Source organism: Halomonas salsilacus, assembly GCF_051216275.1.
Lineage (GTDB): Bacteria > Pseudomonadota > Gammaproteobacteria > Pseudomonadales > Halomonadaceae > Halomonas.
In genome coordinates, this window is sequence record NZ_JBPKAQ010000012.1 from 51,648 (window position 1) to 67,244 (window position 15,597).

The 15,597-nt window shown below is 70.4% G+C and carries 13 protein-coding genes; 6 read left to right on the forward strand and 7 right to left on the reverse strand.

Annotation, left to right across the window (positions count from 1 at the left end; translation table 11 throughout):
- The first annotated feature begins 3 nt into the window (after positions 1 to 3).
- Positions 4 to 1,134, forward strand: coding sequence for a GTP cyclohydrolase II (locus ACR80S_RS15460; protein ID WP_435401624.1), 1,131 nt, complete (start codon positions 4 to 6; stop codon positions 1,132 to 1,134).
- Here ACR80S_RS15460 and ACR80S_RS15465 read toward each other — a convergent pair.
- From ACR80S_RS15465 to ACR80S_RS15480, 4 genes are read right to left on the reverse strand one after another with little or no spacing between them, the layout of a single operon-like run.
- On the reverse strand, positions 1,118 to 2,014 hold the full coding sequence (locus tag ACR80S_RS15465) for a creatininase family protein (protein ID WP_435403747.1): 897 nt from the start codon (positions 2,012 to 2,014) through the stop codon (positions 1,118 to 1,120). The genes ACR80S_RS15460 and ACR80S_RS15465 overlap by 17 nt on opposite strands.
- On the reverse strand, positions 2,011 to 2,823 hold the full coding sequence (locus tag ACR80S_RS15470; protein WP_435401622.1) for an FkbM family methyltransferase: 813 nt from the start codon (positions 2,821 to 2,823) through the stop codon (positions 2,011 to 2,013). The genes ACR80S_RS15465 and ACR80S_RS15470 overlap by 4 nt, the downstream gene beginning before the upstream one ends.
- Positions 2,823 to 4,760 (reverse strand): glucans biosynthesis glucosyltransferase MdoH, encoded by a 1,938-nt coding sequence (mdoH, locus tag ACR80S_RS15475; protein ID WP_435403748.1) that lies wholly within the window; start codon positions 4,758 to 4,760, stop codon positions 2,823 to 2,825. Before mdoH ends, ACR80S_RS15470 begins: the two co-directional genes overlap by 1 nt.
- Complete coding sequence (locus tag ACR80S_RS15480) at positions 4,732 to 6,312, reverse strand: OpgD/OpgG family glucan biosynthesis protein (protein WP_435403749.1); 1,581 nt, start codon at positions 6,310 to 6,312, stop codon at positions 4,732 to 4,734. Before ACR80S_RS15480 ends, mdoH begins: the two co-directional genes overlap by 29 nt.
- A gap of 204 nt (positions 6,313 to 6,516) precedes the next feature.
- Between ACR80S_RS15480 and ACR80S_RS15485 the strand changes: the two genes are divergently transcribed.
- Positions 6,517 to 8,085: an alkaline phosphatase family protein gene (locus ACR80S_RS15485; protein ID WP_435401619.1), complete on the forward strand. Its 1,569-nt coding sequence runs from the start codon at positions 6,517 to 6,519 to the stop codon at positions 8,083 to 8,085.
- Positions 8,082 to 9,485 (forward strand): mannose-1-phosphate guanylyltransferase/mannose-6-phosphate isomerase, encoded by a 1,404-nt coding sequence (locus tag ACR80S_RS15490; RefSeq protein WP_435403750.1) that lies wholly within the window; start codon positions 8,082 to 8,084, stop codon positions 9,483 to 9,485. Before ACR80S_RS15485 ends, ACR80S_RS15490 begins: the two co-directional genes overlap by 4 nt.
- A 40-nt stretch (positions 9,486 to 9,525) precedes the next feature.
- Here ACR80S_RS15490 and ACR80S_RS15495 read toward each other — a convergent pair whose 3' ends face one another.
- The 3 genes from ACR80S_RS15495 to ACR80S_RS15505 all read right to left on the reverse strand — a co-directional run bounded on the left by ACR80S_RS15495 (position 9,526) and on the right by ACR80S_RS15505 (position 11,377).
- Positions 9,526 to 10,455, reverse strand: coding sequence for a lysophospholipid acyltransferase family protein (locus ACR80S_RS15495; RefSeq protein ID WP_435401617.1), 930 nt, complete (start codon positions 10,453 to 10,455; stop codon positions 9,526 to 9,528).
- Between the two features lie 30 nt (positions 10,456 to 10,485).
- Positions 10,486 to 10,890 carry a DUF4870 family protein gene (locus ACR80S_RS15500; RefSeq protein ID WP_435401616.1) on the reverse strand — a complete coding sequence of 135 codons (405 nt, stop codon included), beginning with the start codon at positions 10,888 to 10,890 and terminating at the stop codon, positions 10,486 to 10,488.
- A gap of 76 nt (positions 10,891 to 10,966) precedes the next feature.
- Positions 10,967 to 11,377 carry a VOC family protein gene (locus ACR80S_RS15505; RefSeq protein ID WP_435401615.1) on the reverse strand — a complete coding sequence of 137 codons (411 nt, stop codon included), beginning with the start codon at positions 11,375 to 11,377 and terminating at the stop codon, positions 10,967 to 10,969.
- A gap of 40 nt (positions 11,378 to 11,417) precedes the next feature.
- Between ACR80S_RS15505 and ACR80S_RS15510 the strand changes: the two genes are divergently transcribed.
- From ACR80S_RS15510 to ACR80S_RS15520, 3 genes are all read left to right on the forward strand, one after another.
- Entirely contained in the window at positions 11,418 to 12,062 is a 645-nt protein-coding gene (locus tag ACR80S_RS15510; protein ID WP_435403751.1) for a methyltransferase domain-containing protein, read from the forward strand.
- A gap of 219 nt (positions 12,063 to 12,281) precedes the next feature.
- A complete protein-coding gene (locus ACR80S_RS15515; protein WP_435403752.1) occupies positions 12,282 to 13,694 on the forward strand; it encodes an MFS transporter in 1,413 nt (470 codons plus the stop codon).
- A gap of 73 nt (positions 13,695 to 13,767) precedes the next feature.
- Complete coding sequence (locus ACR80S_RS15520; RefSeq protein ID WP_435401612.1) at positions 13,768 to 15,567, forward strand: acyl-CoA dehydrogenase; 1,800 nt, start codon at positions 13,768 to 13,770, stop codon at positions 15,565 to 15,567.
- Positions 15,568 to 15,597: the final 30 nt, after the last annotated feature.

Genomic DNA, 15,597 nt, shown 5'->3' on the forward strand with positions numbered 1-15,597 from the left:
GCGATGCATCAGGTTGAACGAGCCATCTTCGATCTACGACGGGGGCTGCCGGTGCTGATCGTCGCCGGCGAGTCCCGAGTGCTGGTTCAGGCCATCGAGGGGGCGGCACAGGCGGCCGTTGCGAGGTTGGGTGAGCAGGCCGGCGCCACGCCGGCGCTGGTGCTGAGCCGCCATCGCATGGCGATCCTCGGCGAGGGAGAAGCCGACGAGGCGGCCCGGCTGCCGCTGCCTGACGGGCTGGCTGCGGGGCGCCTGGGTGCCCTGGCCTACGGGGCCACGCCGGCGACGAGCCTCGGCGAGGCGGGGCTGGAAGAATGCGTGGCGGCCCTGGAGGCGGCGGAGCCGGCCGACCTGGCGGCCCTCGCGCTGGTGCGCCGGGCGCTGTTGATCCCCTCGGCGCTGGTGGCGCGGGTCGCCGAGGCGCGCCGGGACGCGGTGGCGGCGGCGATGGCCGACGGCACCCTGCTGGCGGTGGAGGCCGAGCAGGCGGCGCGCTGCCTGGATGGCGCCGGCGGCATGCTGCGCCGGGTCAGCGAGGCCCGGATTCCCCTGGCCGATGCCTTCGACTGCCGTTTCATCCTGTTCCGCGAGCCCGATGGCCTGCGCGAGCACGTAGCGGTAGTGATCGGCGACCCGGCCCTGGACTCACCGTCGGTGCCCGTACCGCTGCGCCTGCACTCCGCCTGCCTCACCGGCGACCTGTTCGGCAGCCTGCGCTGCGATTGCGGCGAGCAGCTGCGCAACGCCGTGGCCGAGATCGAGGCGCTGGGCGGTGGCGTACTGCTCTACCTGGCCCAGGAGGGGCGCGGGATCGGCCTGGCCAACAAGCTGCGCGCCTACACCCTCCAGGATGGCGGCCTCGACACCCTGGATGCGGACCAGATCCTCGGCTTCGGCGAGGACGAGCGGCGCTATGGAGTGGCGGTGGACATGCTGGACGCGCTGGGCATCCGCCGCGTGCAGCTGATGACCAACAACCCCCTCAAGATGGCGGCCCTGGCCGAGGGCGGTATCGAGGTGGTCGAGCGCCAGGCGCTCTACGGCACCCTCAACGACCACAACCATCGCTACCTGAGCGCCAAGGCGGAGCGTGCCGGCCACCTGCTCGACGAGGTGTTCAAGGCCCGCCGCTGAGGCCTTCAGGCCCGCCGCTGAGGCCTTCAGGCCCGCCGCTGAGGCCTTCAGGCCCGCCGCTGATCCTCTCGAGGCGCATCGCCCGGGTCTCGCTCAGGATCCGGGCGATGCGCCGGGCATAGTGGGCCGCCAGGCGGCGCCCGAGTTCAGCGCTGCCAAGATGCGCGTTGCCCACCACCCCCTGTCGATGCAGGTCCTCGGCGAGCCAGGCGAAGGCCGCCTCGCCCTCCGGGCCCAGCAGCTGGCCCTCTTCCGCCATGGCCTCCCCGCGGGAGATCGAGTGCGCCAGGTGTTCCAGGCGCACCTTCTCCGGCGCCAGGTGGCGCATCAGGGCGGTCTCCAGTGCCCCGCCGTGCAGGCCGTGGCGCAGCTCCTCGGCCGGCAGCGTCGCCTTCTCCAGCCCCTCGGGCAGGGGCATGCGCGTGTAGTGGGCCTTGACCACCAGCAGGCCGTGGCGGCGGCGCAGCTTCAGGGCGGCCAGGTCCATCACCGCCTTGTTGCCGCCGTGGCTGTTGAGCCACACCAGGCGGTGGAAACCGGCCCGGGCCACGGCGTCGCCATGGGCCTCCAGGGTGGCGATGGCCAGCTCCGGCGAGAGGCTCAGGGTGCCGGGGAAGCTCAGGTGCTCGTCGCTGGCCCCCACCGCCATGGACGGCAGCTGCACCAGTGGGAAGCCCAGCGGCAGGGTCTCGAGGGCGGCCGCCAGCAGCCCCTCGCCGATGTCCAGGTCGGTGGAGAGCGGCAGGTGGGCGCCGTGCTGCTCGATGGCGCCGAGCACCATCACCGCCACGCACTCCTCGGGCAGCTCGGCGAGTTCGGGTGTCGTCAGCTCCTGCCAGCGCAGAAAGGCGCGCGGGGTCTGGGCGGGGGAGGGGCTCATGGGGTCGGCTCCGGTGTCGATGGGTCCGGGGGCGAGAGTGTGTCCGGTGGGCTCAGGCGCGCGTAGAGGTCGCCCGAGGCAAGGCCATCGGCGCCCCGGTCGAGCCACTCAAGGGCTTCCGCCGCGGTGCGCCAGGCGGGCCAGCGGAACGCCCGGCGCTCCCCCTCGATGGTATTAAAGCGATAGTCGCCCAGCTCGGCGAGGCGTGTCACGCACCGCCGGCCCACCTCCAGGGCGCCGGCCACGAACTCCACCGAGACGCCCTCCAGCGGCGTGGAGAGCCCCGCCAGCACCTCGGCCTCGAACCCCTCCACATCGATCTTGCAGAAGCGCGGGGTGCCGTGCTCGGCGATCAGCGCATCCAGGGTGGTCACCGTCACCCGCCGTCGGCTCTCCCAGCGCACGTCGCGGAAGCCGGGGTTGCGCTCGCCGATGGTGGTGCGCCACTCGTCGGCCAGGGTGGAAACGGTGGGGTTGGCCTCGCTGACCGCCAGCTCCGCCTCGCCCGGTGTGGCGCCGGCGGCCCAGGGCAGCAGGGTGACCCCGGGGCGGGTGCCCACCAGCCTTGCCAGGCAGCGAAAGAGCCCGGGCTGGGGCTCCAGGGCCACCACTCGGGCGCCCAACGCCTGGAAGGCCGCCGTGCGATCGCCCAGGTGGGCCCCGACGTCGAAGGCCAGGTCGCCGGGCCCGACGAAGTCGGCGTAGAGGCGGCGCAGCGAGCGCTGCCGCCCCGGCCGCCAGTAGATCAGCAGCGAGCGGGCGATACCGACGCCCTGGCGCAGGCGTGCCGGCGAGAGAAGGGCAGTCATCAAGGTTCCTTGTCGATAGGCTTAACACGACCCAGGGATTGGATGGGCATCTCCCCGGGGCCTTCGGGGGGCGGTGGCCGGGGGACCAGCGTTTCGGCCCCGGCCGCGTCGCCGGCGGCGAGATCGTTACGCTCTCCCAGCAGTTCGGCATAGGCCCGGGGCTCAGGAGTGCGCAGCAGGCCGACCCTGGCCAGCCACGCGGCCGGACGCCGGCTGCCGCTGGCTACCACCAGCAGCGGGGCCAGCGCCAGGCCCACCCACACCGGCGACAGCCACCCGACCAGCATCGGCACCTGCCAGTGGACCAGGGCGATCCACAGCCCCCCGAGCAGGGCGAAGGGCGCGGTATGGCGCAGCGCCTGTCGCCAGGGCACGGCGCGCCCCTCGCGGTGCTGGGCGCCCCAGTCGACGCTGGTGCCAGTCAGGACCCCGATCACGAAGGCGCTGTGGAAGGCCATCATGATCGGGGCCAGCAGAATGGCGGCGAGGCCCTCCAGCAGGACACTGGCGATGAGGCGGGTGCGTCCGCCGTAGCCCCCGGCGCGCCGGCCTATCGCCAGCAGCAGCCCCAGCAGCTTGGGCAGCAGCAGTAGGGTGGCGGTCATCGCCAGCAAGGCGGCGATCAGCTCCGGCTGTGCCCGAGGCCAGAAGGGGAAGAGCTGCTCGGCATTGCCGAAATAGACGGGTTGGCTGCGGGCGATCAGTACCGCGTCCAGGCTGCCGGCGAGCACGATGCCCAGCCACAGCAGCGAGGAGACGAAGGCCGTGGCGCCGAGCACGAAGTGCAGCCGGCTGAGGGCATGCAGGCCCGGTGCCGCCAGCAGGCGCAGGTGCTGCAGGTTTCCCTGGGTCCAGCGCCGGTCCCGCCGGGCATAGTCGAGCAGGTTGCCGGGCATCTCCTCGAAGCTTCCTGCCAGGCGCGTCTCGAGCTGAACCTCCCAGCCGGCGCGGCGCAGCAGGGCGGCCTCCACGAAGTCGTGGCTCAGGATCTCACCGCCCAGCGGGGGGCGGCCGGGGAGCAGAGGCAGGCCGGCATGGTCCATGAAGGCGCGCACGCGCAGGATGGCGTTGTGCCCCCAGTAGTTGGCGGCATCCCCCTGCCAGGCGCTCTGGCCGGCGGCCAGCATGGGCGCGTAGAGGCTGGCCGCGAACTGGGACAGGCGGCCGAAAAGGGTGACCTGGCGCACCGGTAGCGGCACCGTCTGGATCAGCGCCACCCCCGGACGGGCCTGCATGGCGCGCACCAGGCCCAGCAGTGCCTCGCCGTCCATGCGGCTGTCGGCGTCGAGCACCACCATGAAATCGAAGGCCGCCCCCCAGCGCCGACAGAACTCCGCCAGGTTGCCGGCCTTGCGTCCAGCGTTGCCGTCTCGGCGCCGATAGTGCACGGCCAGGCGGCCCTCGAATCTCTGCTGCAGCGCGGCGATGGCGCTGGCCTCCGCCGCGGCGATGGCCGGGTCGATGGTGTCGCTGAGCACGAAGAGCGTGAAGTGGTGGGCCTCGCCGGTGGCCACCAGGGACTCGGCGGTGGCCGAGAGGGCGGCTACCACCTGATTGGGCGCCTCGTTATGGATCGGCATGGCCAGCACGGTAGGTCGGGTGATCGGCAGCGACCGCTCGGCCACCACCTGCGGGCGGCGTGCCAGGGTCAGCGGGTCACGGTCAGCGAGCAGTAGCAGGAAGCCGGCGACGGCGGTCCAGAAGCCCACGGCCACCCAGGCAAAGATGGCGCTGAACAGCGCGAGGATGCCCCACTGCAGCGGCGTGATGCCGTCCGGTTGCAGGATGCGCCACATCAGCCCTGCGCCGACCAGGGTGGTGAGGACCACCAGGCCGGCCAGCAGCGCTCGGCGCGCGGCCAGCCAGGGCAGCCGGAAGGTGTGGTCGCGCCCGCGGCAGGCGGCGAGCCTAGCGCTGCTCGTCGGGGTACCAGACATGGTTCCAGGTCTCGCTGATGACCACGCCGCGCAGGCTCAGCTGCAGGCGCAGGTCGGTGGACTGCTGGCCCTCGGGGTCGAGTCGGAAGGAGGCGCGCCAGCCGTGGCCGTCGGGCAGGGGGCGCGCCTGCAGGTGGTGGATCTCGCCGCGGTTCGCGGAGAGCTCAGCCTCCACCGGCTGGTCCGAGGCCAGCCCCTCGAGCTCGCCGCCGGCGAAGTCGACCATGAAGTGGCGCCGGCTGCGCGTCGGCGGGTTGGGATCGCCGGGCACGCCGCCCCAGCCCTGGCGGGTGCGAATGACCCTGGCCGGTGTCAGCCCGGCCGGTTCAGCGCCGAAGGTGTGGGTGCGGTAGCGCAGTTCGCGGTTCTCGCCGGCACGCAGCGGGGCATCGCCTACCCAGTAGGCGACGATGTTGTCGTGGGTCTCATCCGGCGAGGGGATCTCCACCAGCTGGACGCGGCCAGCGCCCCAGGGCTCCAGGGGTTCCACCCACTGGCTGGGGCGGAGATCGTAGCGGGCCTCGAGGTCCAGGTAGCGATCGAAATCGCGCGCCCGCTGGGCCAGGCCGAAACCGGCGGGGTCACGGTCGAGCAGCGAGGAGACGCGCAGCGAGCGGGGGTTGGTGAGGGGGCGCCAGATCCATTCGCCGCGGCCGGTGTGGGCCATCAGTCCATCGGAGTCGTGCACCGCGGGGCGGTGGTCATCTTCGGCGCGAAGGGTGGTATCGCCAAAGGCGAACATGCTGGTCAGGGGTGCCACGCCGAGCCGTTCGATATCGCGGCGGGCGAACAACCGGGCCGTCACCTCCACCTGGATGTCACGTCCCGGGACGATGTCGAAGCGATAGGCGCCGGAAAGCGACGGGCTGTCGAGCAGGGCGAGCACCGTCATCCGGGTGGCGTTCGGGGCCGGCCTGACCAGCCAGAACTCGCGGAAGTCCGGGAACTCCTCGCCGCCGGGCAGGGCGGTGTCGATGGCCAGGCCACGGGCAGAGAGGCCGTAGCCCTGGCCGCGGCCCACCAGGCGGAAATAGGAGGCGCCGAGGAAGACCGCGAACTCGTCATGGTAACCGGCGTGGTTGAGCGGGAAGTGCAGCCGGAAGCCGGCGTGGCCGGCGCCCGACAGGTCCTGTTCCGACAGGTCGGCGGCCGCGTCATCGTAGCGAAAACGCGCCGGGTCGAAGTCCAGGGACGTCACATGGCCATCTTCCACCGTGTGCAGGTGGACCGGTGACTCGAACAGGAAACCGGTGTGGAAGAGCTGCACCGAGAAGAGCCCCTCGTCGCCCCACAGGGCGGCCTCGGGGCGGAAGCGGATCTGTCGGTAGGTGTCATAGTCGAGACCTCGCAGCGCCTCGGGCAGGGCATCGGTGCCGGCCTCATGGGAACGGCCGGCCAGCGACTCGGCCTTCTCGGTAACGGTGTCGAAGAGGGCATCGACCACCTGGGGGGAAGTTTCGGCGGCGGTGGGGGTGGCCAGTGCCATCACCAGCGCCATCATCAGCACCGTCGGTAGGCACGCCGCCAGGCGGGGGTGTCGTTTCAGGGGCATCGCGTCTCTCTCCCGGGCTTCCAGAGTCCGTCTTGCAGAACAGTGTCGTCGTGGACCGTGAATCCTGCACGCGTGGGGACAGGCATTCTTGTGAGACAATCCTTGTACATACTATGTCATATGTACACGGTTTTCCCATGGGCTACCCTGTAGGGTGGCACGACACCTCATCTCAGGCCCCCCGAACCCGAGGATTTTCCTTCGATGCTGCGACTGCTGGGCGTTGCCGTCCTGCTTAACCTGCTGCTGCTGCTGCCCTTGTGGCTGCGCTTCGAGGCGATCTCCACCCGCTGGATCGCCCTGGAGGCGGTGCTGCTGGTGGCCCTACTCGTGCTTCTGCCTGCCGGTCGGCTGGGCTGGCTGCGCCCGCTGCTGACGTTCACCGTGGTGGTGGCCGTGCTGGCCGGCCTCGGGGATGTGGCCACTCACCTGGCCTTCGGGCGTTCGCTGAATCTCTATCTGGACCTGCCGCTGCTGCGTTCGGTGTTCCACCTGCTGGAGGGCAACCTGGGGACCTGGGCGGCCTGGGCCGCCTCGCTCGCCGCCCTGCTGCTGATCGGTCTCGGCGGCTGGGCGTTGAATCTGGGGCTGCGCACCGGCCAGCGCCAGGCCCCGGGTGTCGCGACGGCGCTGGTCGCGGTGCTGCTGGTGGTGGCCAGCACCGCCCTGATGGCCGCACAATGGCACCATCAGCGCTGGCTGCCCGTGGTGCGGGCGCCGGCCATGGACACCCTGCGCTTCCAGGGGCAGCAGCTGATCGAGACCCATCGCGCCCACCGCGAGTTCTCGGCGCGCATGGCGGCGGCGCCCACTCAGGCCACCGCGCTGCCGGGACTCGCCGGGCGCGACGTGCTGCTGATGTTCGTGGAGTCCTACGGGGCCTCGTCCGTCTTCGATCCGCGCTTCAGCGAGGTGACGTTGCCGCGACTCGACGAGATGGCCCAGCGCCTGGACGCCGCGGGGCTCTCGGTGGCCACGGGGATGCTGGACGCGCCGATCCGCGGCGGCCAGTCCTGGCTGGCTCACGCCACTACCCTGAGCGGCCTGTGGGTCGACAACTCGCTCTGGTATCGGCTGATGCTGGCCAGCGGCAGGCCCACCCTGGTGGATGACTTCAGCGCCACCGGCCATCGCACCCTGACCGTGATGCCCGCCATCACCCTGGCCTGGCCCGAGGGAGTGGCCTACGGCTTCGACGAGATCCACGCCGCCGCGGACATCGACTACGCCGGGCCGCCCTTCCACTGGGTGACCATGCCCGACCAGTTCACCCTTCACCACTTCGAACAGCGCATCCGGGAGCCTGCCGAGGAGCCGCTGTTCGCCCAGATCGCCCTGATCTCGAGCCACGCGCCCTGGACGCCTATCCTGCCGGTGCTCGACGACTGGGACGAAGTAGGAGACGGCAGCATCTTCCATCGGTGGGAGGACGCCGGCGACCCGCCCGACGTGCTCTGGCAGGACATGGAGCGCGTGCGCGACCACTACGCCCTGTCTGTCGACTACGCCCTGCACGCCAGCGCCCGCTGGGCCGAGGCGTTTGTCGATGACGAGACCCTGCTGATCCTGCTGGGCGATCACCAGGCCGCGCCGCTGATCATCGGTGAGGAAGCCGGCTTCGGCGTGCCGGTGCATGTGATCAGCGGTGACGCCGCGCTGCTCGAGCCCTTCCTGGCCCGCGGTTTCGTACCCGGCACGCGGCCCGGCTCCCCCGAGGCCACTGCCGGCCTGGATGTCCTGCGCGGCTGGCTGCATGAGGACTTTGGCGAATGATGACCCCCGTGATCCTCGCCGGCGGCAACGGCGTGCGGCTCTGGCCGCTGTCGCGCCGGACACGCCCCAAGCAGTTCCTCGCCCTGGACGACGACCGTAGCCTGCTGGCCCGGACCCTGTCGCGGCTCGAGGGGCTGGACGTCGCGCCGCCTATCGTCATCTGCCACGAGTCGCACCGCTTTTTGGCGGCTGAGCAGCTGCGTCAAGCTGGCATCGAGGGGGCGACCCTGCTGCTCGAGCCCGAGGGGCGCGGCACGGCACCGGCCATCGCCCTGGCGGCCCTGCTGGCCCACGGCGAGGGGCGCGAGGGGCCGCTGCTGGTGCTGCCCTCGGACCACCACCTGGGCGATGACGACGCCTTTCGCGACGCCCTGGCCAGCGCTGCCCGCCTGGCCGAGGCGGGGCGGCTGGTCACCTTCGGCGTGGTACCGACCCGGGCCGAGACGGGCTTCGGCTACCTGCAGGCCGGCGAGCCCCTGGACGGCGGCTTCGTGGTGGCGCGCTTCGTCGAGAAGCCCGAGGCCGCCCGCGCCGAGGCCTTCTTGGCCACCGGCGACCACTACTGGAACAGCGGGATCTTCGTGCTGCGCCCGGCGGCTGCCCTGGAGGCCCTTGCGACCCACGCCCCGGCGATCCTCGACGCCTGTCGCGAGGCCCTGGCGGGTGCCACCACCGACCTGGATTTCCTTCGTCCCGCCCAGGCGGCCTTCCTGGCCTGCCCCGCCGACTCCATCGACGTGGCGGTGATGGAGCGCACCGACCGGGCGGCCATGGTGCCGCTGGAGGCGGGCTGGAGCGACATCGGCTCCTGGCAGGCGCTGTGGGAGGTGCTGCCCCACGACGCCCAGGAGAACGCCCTGCGCGGCGACGTCATCTGCGAGGCGAGCCGGGGGCTGCTGGTGCATGCGGAGTCGCGGCTGGTGGCCACCTTGGGGGTGGCAGACCTGGTGATCGTCGAGACCCGTGATGCGGTGCTGGTGACCGACCGCACCAGCAGCCAGGCGCTGCGCGGGCTGGTCGAGCGCCTCGAGGCCAGCGGCCGCCCGGAGACTCGCCAGACCCCCACGGTCTTCCGCCCCTGGGGCCACTACGAGACGGTGGACGCCGGCGAGCGTCATCAGGTCAAGCACATCACGGTGAAGCCCGGCGCGCGGCTGTCGCTGCAGCTGCACCACCATCGCGCTGAGCACTGGATCGTGGTCAGCGGCACCGCCCGGGTGACCCTGGACGACGAGACCTTCCTGGTGGGCGAGAACGAGTCGACCTTCATCCCCGTGGGCCGGGTGCACTGCCTGGAGAACCCCGGGCTGATCCCCCTGGAACTGATCGAGGTGCAGTCGGGAAGTTACCTGGGCGAGGATGATATCGTGCGCCTGAACGACCGCTACGGGCGGGAGTGAAACGCCTCCGTGCGACCGCTACTGGCGGGAGTGATCCACCTCAGTAGAGCCGGTACTCCTGGTGTCGGGGGTGGCCCTGCTGCTCCTCGACCACCTTGCGGTAGCGCTTGTACTCCCACTGGTACTGGGCCGGGTCCAAGGCGATGGCGGCCTCCACGCAGGCGTTGACGCCGGTGGCGGATTCGCTCTCGTCCGGCGAGTAGACCCGCTCGTCGGCGGCCAGGAAGTGGATCTCGAACCCCTGGCCGGGAATTCGCCTGGCGACGCCGGTGACCACCCGGGCCTCGGTGCGCGCCACCAGCTTGGGCAGCAGGGTGGCGGTATAGGCGGGGCGGCCGTAGAAGGGGGCGAAGACGCCGCTGCCCCAGTCGGGCTCCTGGTCGGGGAGGATGCCGATGGCCTCAGAGCGCTTGAGCGCCTTGAGCAGGGAGGCGACGCCGCGGGGGTTGGTGGGCACCAGGCTCGCCCCCATGCGCTCGCGCCCGGCACGGGTCACGGCGTCGAGCTCGGCGATCTTGGGCGGCTCGTACATGGCGGTGAAGGGGAAATGGCTGGAGAGCCAGAAGTTGAGCACCTCCCAGTTGCCGAAGTGCGGGGCCAGCACGATCACCCCGCGCCCCTCGGCGCGGGCCTCGTCGAGCAGTTCGCGGCCGTGCACGGCGACGATCGCGGCCTCGACCCGCTTGGGCGAGCCCATCCAGGCGAAGCCCAGCTCCAGCATGGTGGCGGTGGCGTGGGTCAGGCTCGCCCGTGCCAGCCGGCGGCGTTCGGCGGCGCTCTGCTCGGGATAGACCTCGCCAAGGTTGATCTCGGTGACCTCGCGCTCGCGGCGGCTGAAGCGGTGCACCAGGGGGCCGGCGAGGCGCGAGAGGTGCCACAGGCTGGCCAGCCGTCGACCGGCCAGCGCCTTCCACAGCCCGGCGATGGCCCGGGCGCGGCAAGGGTGGGAGTGGGAGCGAGTCTCGGCCATATCGCGTGGTCCTTGCCTGGAGGTCCTTGCCTAGAACAGCCAGGTGTCCACGTTGTCCGGCGCGCGCTTCTCCTGCAGGCCGCGAAAGCCCTTCACGCAGCGCACGATCATCCACACGGCCAGGGCGATCAGCAGCGGGATGCCGATGGCGACCAGCACCAGAATCGAGGCGATGGTGGCGTAGAGCAGGCCGATCCAGAAGGTGCGAATCTGGTAGCGGTAGTGCTCGTCGAGCCACGCCGGCCCCTTGCTGCGGTAGACGTAGGCGATCACCACGCCGATCACCGAGGTGAAGCCCACCACGAAACTGAGCAGGTAGAGGGCGTAGACCACCATGGGCATGGTGGTGTCGGGGGACTTGTTGGGTTCGATGATGACGTTGTCGTTCTGGAGCCTGTCGTTCTGAACCCGGTCGTTTCGGTAATCGTCGTTCATGGGTCGTCCCTGAGGATGGGCGAGTGTCAGGCGCCCATGATACCGGCCGCCGGAGACAATGCCACCGACGGGTGGCTCAGTCGCCGGCGTCTTCCGTGGGGCTCTCCTGGCGCCGGGGACGGCTGATCTCGATCAGGTTGCCGTCCGGGTCGCGCAGGTAGAGCGACTCCAGCATGCCGTTGGCGCCTTGGCGGGGCACCGGGCCAAGTTCCACGTCCACCTCCAGCGCCGCCAGGTGGCGGGCCACCTCGTCAAGCGGGAGCAGGCTGCGCAGGCAGATGTCGATGCTGCCCGGGGTGGGAGTTGCCGCCCGTGGCTCGATGTCGGTGGCGGTCCAATGCAGGCGCAGGGCGAGGTCGCCCAGGATCAGGTCGACGCGTTCGCGGTCGCGATAGCGCACCTCCAGCCCTAATACCCGGGAGTAAAAGTCCACGGCGCGAGAAATGTCGGTCACGGTGATGACCAGATGGTCCAGACCTGACAGCATTCAGGGCTCCTTCAAAGATTGTTCTGGCACAGAGGATACGATGATGCCGACCTGCCCGCTATGCGCATCTGATGACACGGCCTTCTACCACCGCGATGCGCGGCGGGAGTATCACCACTGCCGCCGCTGCGCCCTGGTCTACGTGCCGCCGGCCTTCCGGCTCGGGCGGGAGGAGGAGCGGGCGGTCTACGACCAGCACGAGAACTCGCCGGACGACCCGGGCTATCGCCGCTTCCTGTCGCGGCTCGCCGACCCGCTGTGCGAGCAGTTGGCGCCCGGTGCTCGGGGGCTCGACTTCGGTGCCGGCCCGGGGCCGACGCTCTCGGTGATGTTCGAGGAGGCGGGGCACCCCATGGCGATCTATGACCCCTTCTACGCGCCGGATGAGAGCGTGCTGAAGCGGGAGTACGACTTTATCACCGCCACCGAGGTGGTCGAGCACCTCTTCCAACCGGGCCGCGAGCTCGCGCGCCTGGTCGCCCTGCTGCGCCTCGGCGGCTGGCTGGGGCTGATGACCAAGCGGGTCACCGACCGGGAGGCGTTTACGCGCTGGCACTATATCCTCGACCCCACCCACGTAGCTTTCTTCAGCGAGGCGACCTTCCAGTGGCTGGCCGATGAGCACGGCATGACGGTGGTGTTTCCCGCCGCCGACGTGGCGCTGCTGCAGAAGGGGTTTCCTTGAGCGCGGAGGATATTGCCGAATTTCATGGGTTTTCTGGCGTAACTTCCTGGCTTTCTCGGTGCCCGCGGGAAAGCGATTGACTCGCCGCCAATCGGGCGTATGATTCGCGCGCTCTGAGTCCCCGCTGGTGCCCGAGGCGCCGCTTCCGGCCCGCCGGGCGGTCGAGCGTCCTCGCTGTCTGCCACCCTTCCCGTTTTACCTCTCGCTGTGAGGCACGCAATGTCGCGGCAACTGCTGACCTTGGCCCTGGCGCCGCTGCTCGGGCTCTTCATCCTGGGCATTGGCAACGGCTTTCTGGCCACGGTGATCACCCTGCGCCTGGACGCCGCCGGCGAGTCGGCGGTGGTGATCGGCTGGGTCTCATCGGCCTATTTCATCGGCCTGGCGCTGGGCGCCATGCTCAACGACCGGCTGCTGCTGCGCATCGGTCATATCCGCGCCTATGGCAGCTTCGCCTCCCTGGTGGCTGTCACCGTGCTGCTGCAGGGGCTAGTGGATCACCCCTGGGCCTGGTTCGCGCTGCGCCTGATTGGTGGCTGGGCCACGGTGGGGGTCTACCTGGTCATCGAGAGCTGGCTGCTCACCGCCGGCGACCAGAAGGTACGCGGTCGTCTCCTGGCCCTCTACATGATCTCCCTTTACGCCGCCGGGGTGCTCGGCCAGCTGCTGCTGGGCGTCACCGAGGTCCTGGGCGGGGCGGCCTCCTTCATGGTGATCGCCATGCTGGCCTCGCTCTCGGTGCTGCCCATGGCGATGATCCCGCGGGTCTCGCCGTTGATCGAGAAGGCCGAACCACTACCGCCCCATCGCCTGATCACCCTGACCCCCACCGGGGTGATGGGCAGCTTCGGCTCCGGCATCGCGGTGGCGGCGGTCTACTCCCTGCTGCCGCTCTATCTGCAGCGCAGCGGCTTCTCGGTGGATCGCATCGGCCAGATGATGGCGGTGGTGGTGCTCGGCGCCATGCTGCTGCAGTACCCGGTGGGGCGCTGGTCGGATCGTCACGATCGTCAGCTGGTGCTGATCATCATCGGTGCCTTCTGTGCGCTGATCTCCGCGGCGATCCTGTGGCTGCCGATGTCGCCCTGGCTGCTGGCGGGGCTGCTGTTCCTGCTGGGCGGCGGGGTCTTCTCGCTCTACCCGGTGGCGGTGGGCCACGCCGCCGATCGGGTGCCGGCCGGCGCCCTGGTGCGCATGAGCCAGGGCCTACTGCTGATCAACGCCATCGACTCGGCGCTCAGCCCGCCGCTGATCTCGCTGGTGATGGGGGCCCTGGGCGATGCCGGCCTGTTCTGGAGCTTCGGCGCCCTGGGCCTGTTTCTGGTGGCCTTCTTCGGCTGGCGGCGCAGCGTGCGCCCGGCACCGGTGCCGGTGGCGCCGTTCTCGCCCTCCACCCCGATGTCCTCGGCGGGTGCCGAGCTGGCGGTCACCGAGGAGCAGCTGCAAGGGGCGGCCGAGCACGAGCACATGGAGGATCTCTCCGGGGCGGTGCCCGATGTGGACGTGGCCGAGCCGATGGTCGGCCCGCCACCGGCCGACGAGGCGCGTGTCGCCTACTTCGATGAAGCCCTGGATGATGACGCGCCTGCCCAGGAGGAGCTGCCTGGCATCGAGCCGGTGATCGGTCGCTAAGACCTTGGGATAATGGCCGGCGAAAAGTAGTGAATCTACTATCGCCGTTATCATTTTCCCCCAAGGTGCACCGATGAACTATTTTGCCGCCCCCGTTCGCGACATCCGCTTCGTCCTGGAGGAGCTGCTGGCGTTTGGCTCGCTCTCGCTGCCCGGCTTCGAGGAGGCGAGCCCCGATCTGGTCGAGGCGGTGCTGGAGGAGGCGGCCCGTCTGGCCGGCGAGGTATGGGCCCCGCTCAACGCCAGCGGCGACCGCCAGGGCTGCCGGCTCAATGAGGGTCGGGTCACGCTTCCCACTGGCTTTATCGAGGCCTATCAGGCCTACGCCGAGGGCGGCTGGAACGGCATCGGCGTCAGTGAGGCGCTGGGCGGCCAGGGGCTGCCCGAGGTAGTGGCCAGCGCCGTGCAGGAGATGCTCCACGGCGCCAACATGGCGCTGGGCCTGTGTCCCATGCTCACCGCCGGCGCCATCGAGGCCCTGGCCCACCACGGCAGCGACGAGCAGAAGGCCACCTACCTGCCCAAGCTCGTCGAGGGCACCTGGACCGGGACCATGAACCTCACCGAGCCCCAGGCCGGCTCCGATCTATCGAAAGTGCGCACCCGCGCCGTGCCCTGCCCTGATGAAGAGGGTGACCACTACCACCTGTTCGGCCAGAAGATCTACATCACCTGGGGCGAGCACGACGCCGCCGAGAACATCATCCACCTGGTCCTGGCGCGCAAGCCCGATGCCCCCGAGGGCAACAAGGGCATCTCGCTGTTTCTGGTGCCCAAGTTCCTGGTCAAGGAGGACGGCTCGCTCGGCGAGCGCAACGACGTCATCTGCGCCTCCATCGAGCACAAGCTGGGCATCCACGGTTCTCCCACCTGCACCCTGAGCTTCGGCGAGAACGACGGCGCCATCGGCTACCTGGTGGGCGAGGAGGGCCGCGGCCTCAACCACATGTTCACCATGATGAACGAGGCGCGCCACAAGGTGGGCATCCAGGGAATCGGTGTGGCCGAGCGCGCCTGCCAACATGCCTTCGCCTATGCCCTGGACCGCGCTCAGGGCCGCAGCCCTCGCTCTGGCCGGAATGACTGCACCATCAGCGATCACCTCGACGTGCGTCGCATGCTGCTCTCCATGCGCGCCCGCACCGACGCCCTGCGCGCGCTCGCCCTCTATTGCGCCGCCCAGCTCGACCTGGCCCGCCATTCGGCCGATGACGGTGTGCGCGCCGCCGCCCAGGCGCGGGTCGACGTGCTGATCCCGGTGGTCAAGAGCTTCTCTACCGACCAGGCCGTGGAGATCGCCTCCCTGGGCATTCAGGTGCATGGCGGCATGGGCTTCATCGAGGAGACCGGCGCCGCCCAGCTGCTGCGCGACGCCCGCATCGCACCCATCTACGAGGGCACCAACGGCATCCAGGCCCTGGACCTGGCCGGGCGCAAGCTGCAGCGCGACGGCGGGGCGGCACTGGCCGGCCTGATCGACGACGTCGAAGCCACCGCCGCGGCCCTGGGTGACAATGCCGAGCTGGCGGCCCTGGGCGAGAGCCTTGCCGGGGGCGCCGCCGACCTGCGCGCCGCCATGGCGGCCGTACTGGAAGCGGGCGCCGACCCCGAGCAGGGCGCCGATGCCGTTCAGGCCTACGCCACCCCCTTCCTCAACCTGGCCGGCCACGTGCTGTGCGCCTGGCAGATGGGTGAGGCGGCGCTCAAGGCCAGCGCGGCTATCGCCGAGGGCCGCGATGAGCCGTTCTATCAGGCCAAGTGCCAGAGCGCCGACTATGCTATCCGCCAGTGGCTGCCGGTGGGGCGCGCCCAGCGCGCGGTAATCGAGGCCGGTATGGCGAGCCTGGCCGCCTTCGACGCCGCCGCCCACTGACCCCAGCATCGATTCGCCGCCGGCCCCGCG

What these genes read in the sequence shown, in the direction of transcription:
- ACR80S_RS15460 (WP_435401624.1), top strand. Translation starts at nt 4, where the DNA reads ATGCATCAGGTTGAACGAGCCATCTTCGATCTACGACGGGGGCTGCCG.
- ACR80S_RS15465 (WP_435403747.1), bottom strand. Translation starts at nt 2,014, where the DNA reads ATGAGCCCCTCCCCCGCCCAGACCCCGCGCGCCTTTCTGCGCTGGCAG.
- ACR80S_RS15470 (WP_435401622.1), bottom strand. Translation starts at nt 2,823, where the DNA reads ATGACTGCCCTTCTCTCGCCGGCACGCCTGCGCCAGGGCGTCGGTATC.
- mdoH (WP_435403748.1), bottom strand. Translation starts at nt 4,760, where the DNA reads ATGTCTGGTACCCCGACGAGCAGCGCTAGGCTCGCCGCCTGCCGCGGG.
- ACR80S_RS15480 (WP_435403749.1), bottom strand. Translation starts at nt 6,312, where the DNA reads ATGCCCCTGAAACGACACCCCCGCCTGGCGGCGTGCCTACCGACGGTG.
- ACR80S_RS15485 (WP_435401619.1), top strand. Translation starts at nt 6,517, where the DNA reads ATGCTGCGACTGCTGGGCGTTGCCGTCCTGCTTAACCTGCTGCTGCTG.
- ACR80S_RS15490 (WP_435403750.1), top strand. Translation starts at nt 8,082, where the DNA reads ATGATGACCCCCGTGATCCTCGCCGGCGGCAACGGCGTGCGGCTCTGG.
- ACR80S_RS15495 (WP_435401617.1), bottom strand. Translation starts at nt 10,455, where the DNA reads ATGGCCGAGACTCGCTCCCACTCCCACCCTTGCCGCGCCCGGGCCATC.
- ACR80S_RS15500 (WP_435401616.1), bottom strand. Translation starts at nt 10,890, where the DNA reads ATGAACGACGATTACCGAAACGACCGGGTTCAGAACGACAGGCTCCAG.
- ACR80S_RS15505 (WP_435401615.1), bottom strand. Translation starts at nt 11,377, where the DNA reads ATGCTGTCAGGTCTGGACCATCTGGTCATCACCGTGACCGACATTTCT.
- ACR80S_RS15510 (WP_435403751.1), top strand. Translation starts at nt 11,418, where the DNA reads ATGATGCCGACCTGCCCGCTATGCGCATCTGATGACACGGCCTTCTAC.
- ACR80S_RS15515 (WP_435403752.1), top strand. Translation starts at nt 12,282, where the DNA reads ATGTCGCGGCAACTGCTGACCTTGGCCCTGGCGCCGCTGCTCGGGCTC.
- ACR80S_RS15520 (WP_435401612.1), top strand. Translation starts at nt 13,768, where the DNA reads ATGAACTATTTTGCCGCCCCCGTTCGCGACATCCGCTTCGTCCTGGAG.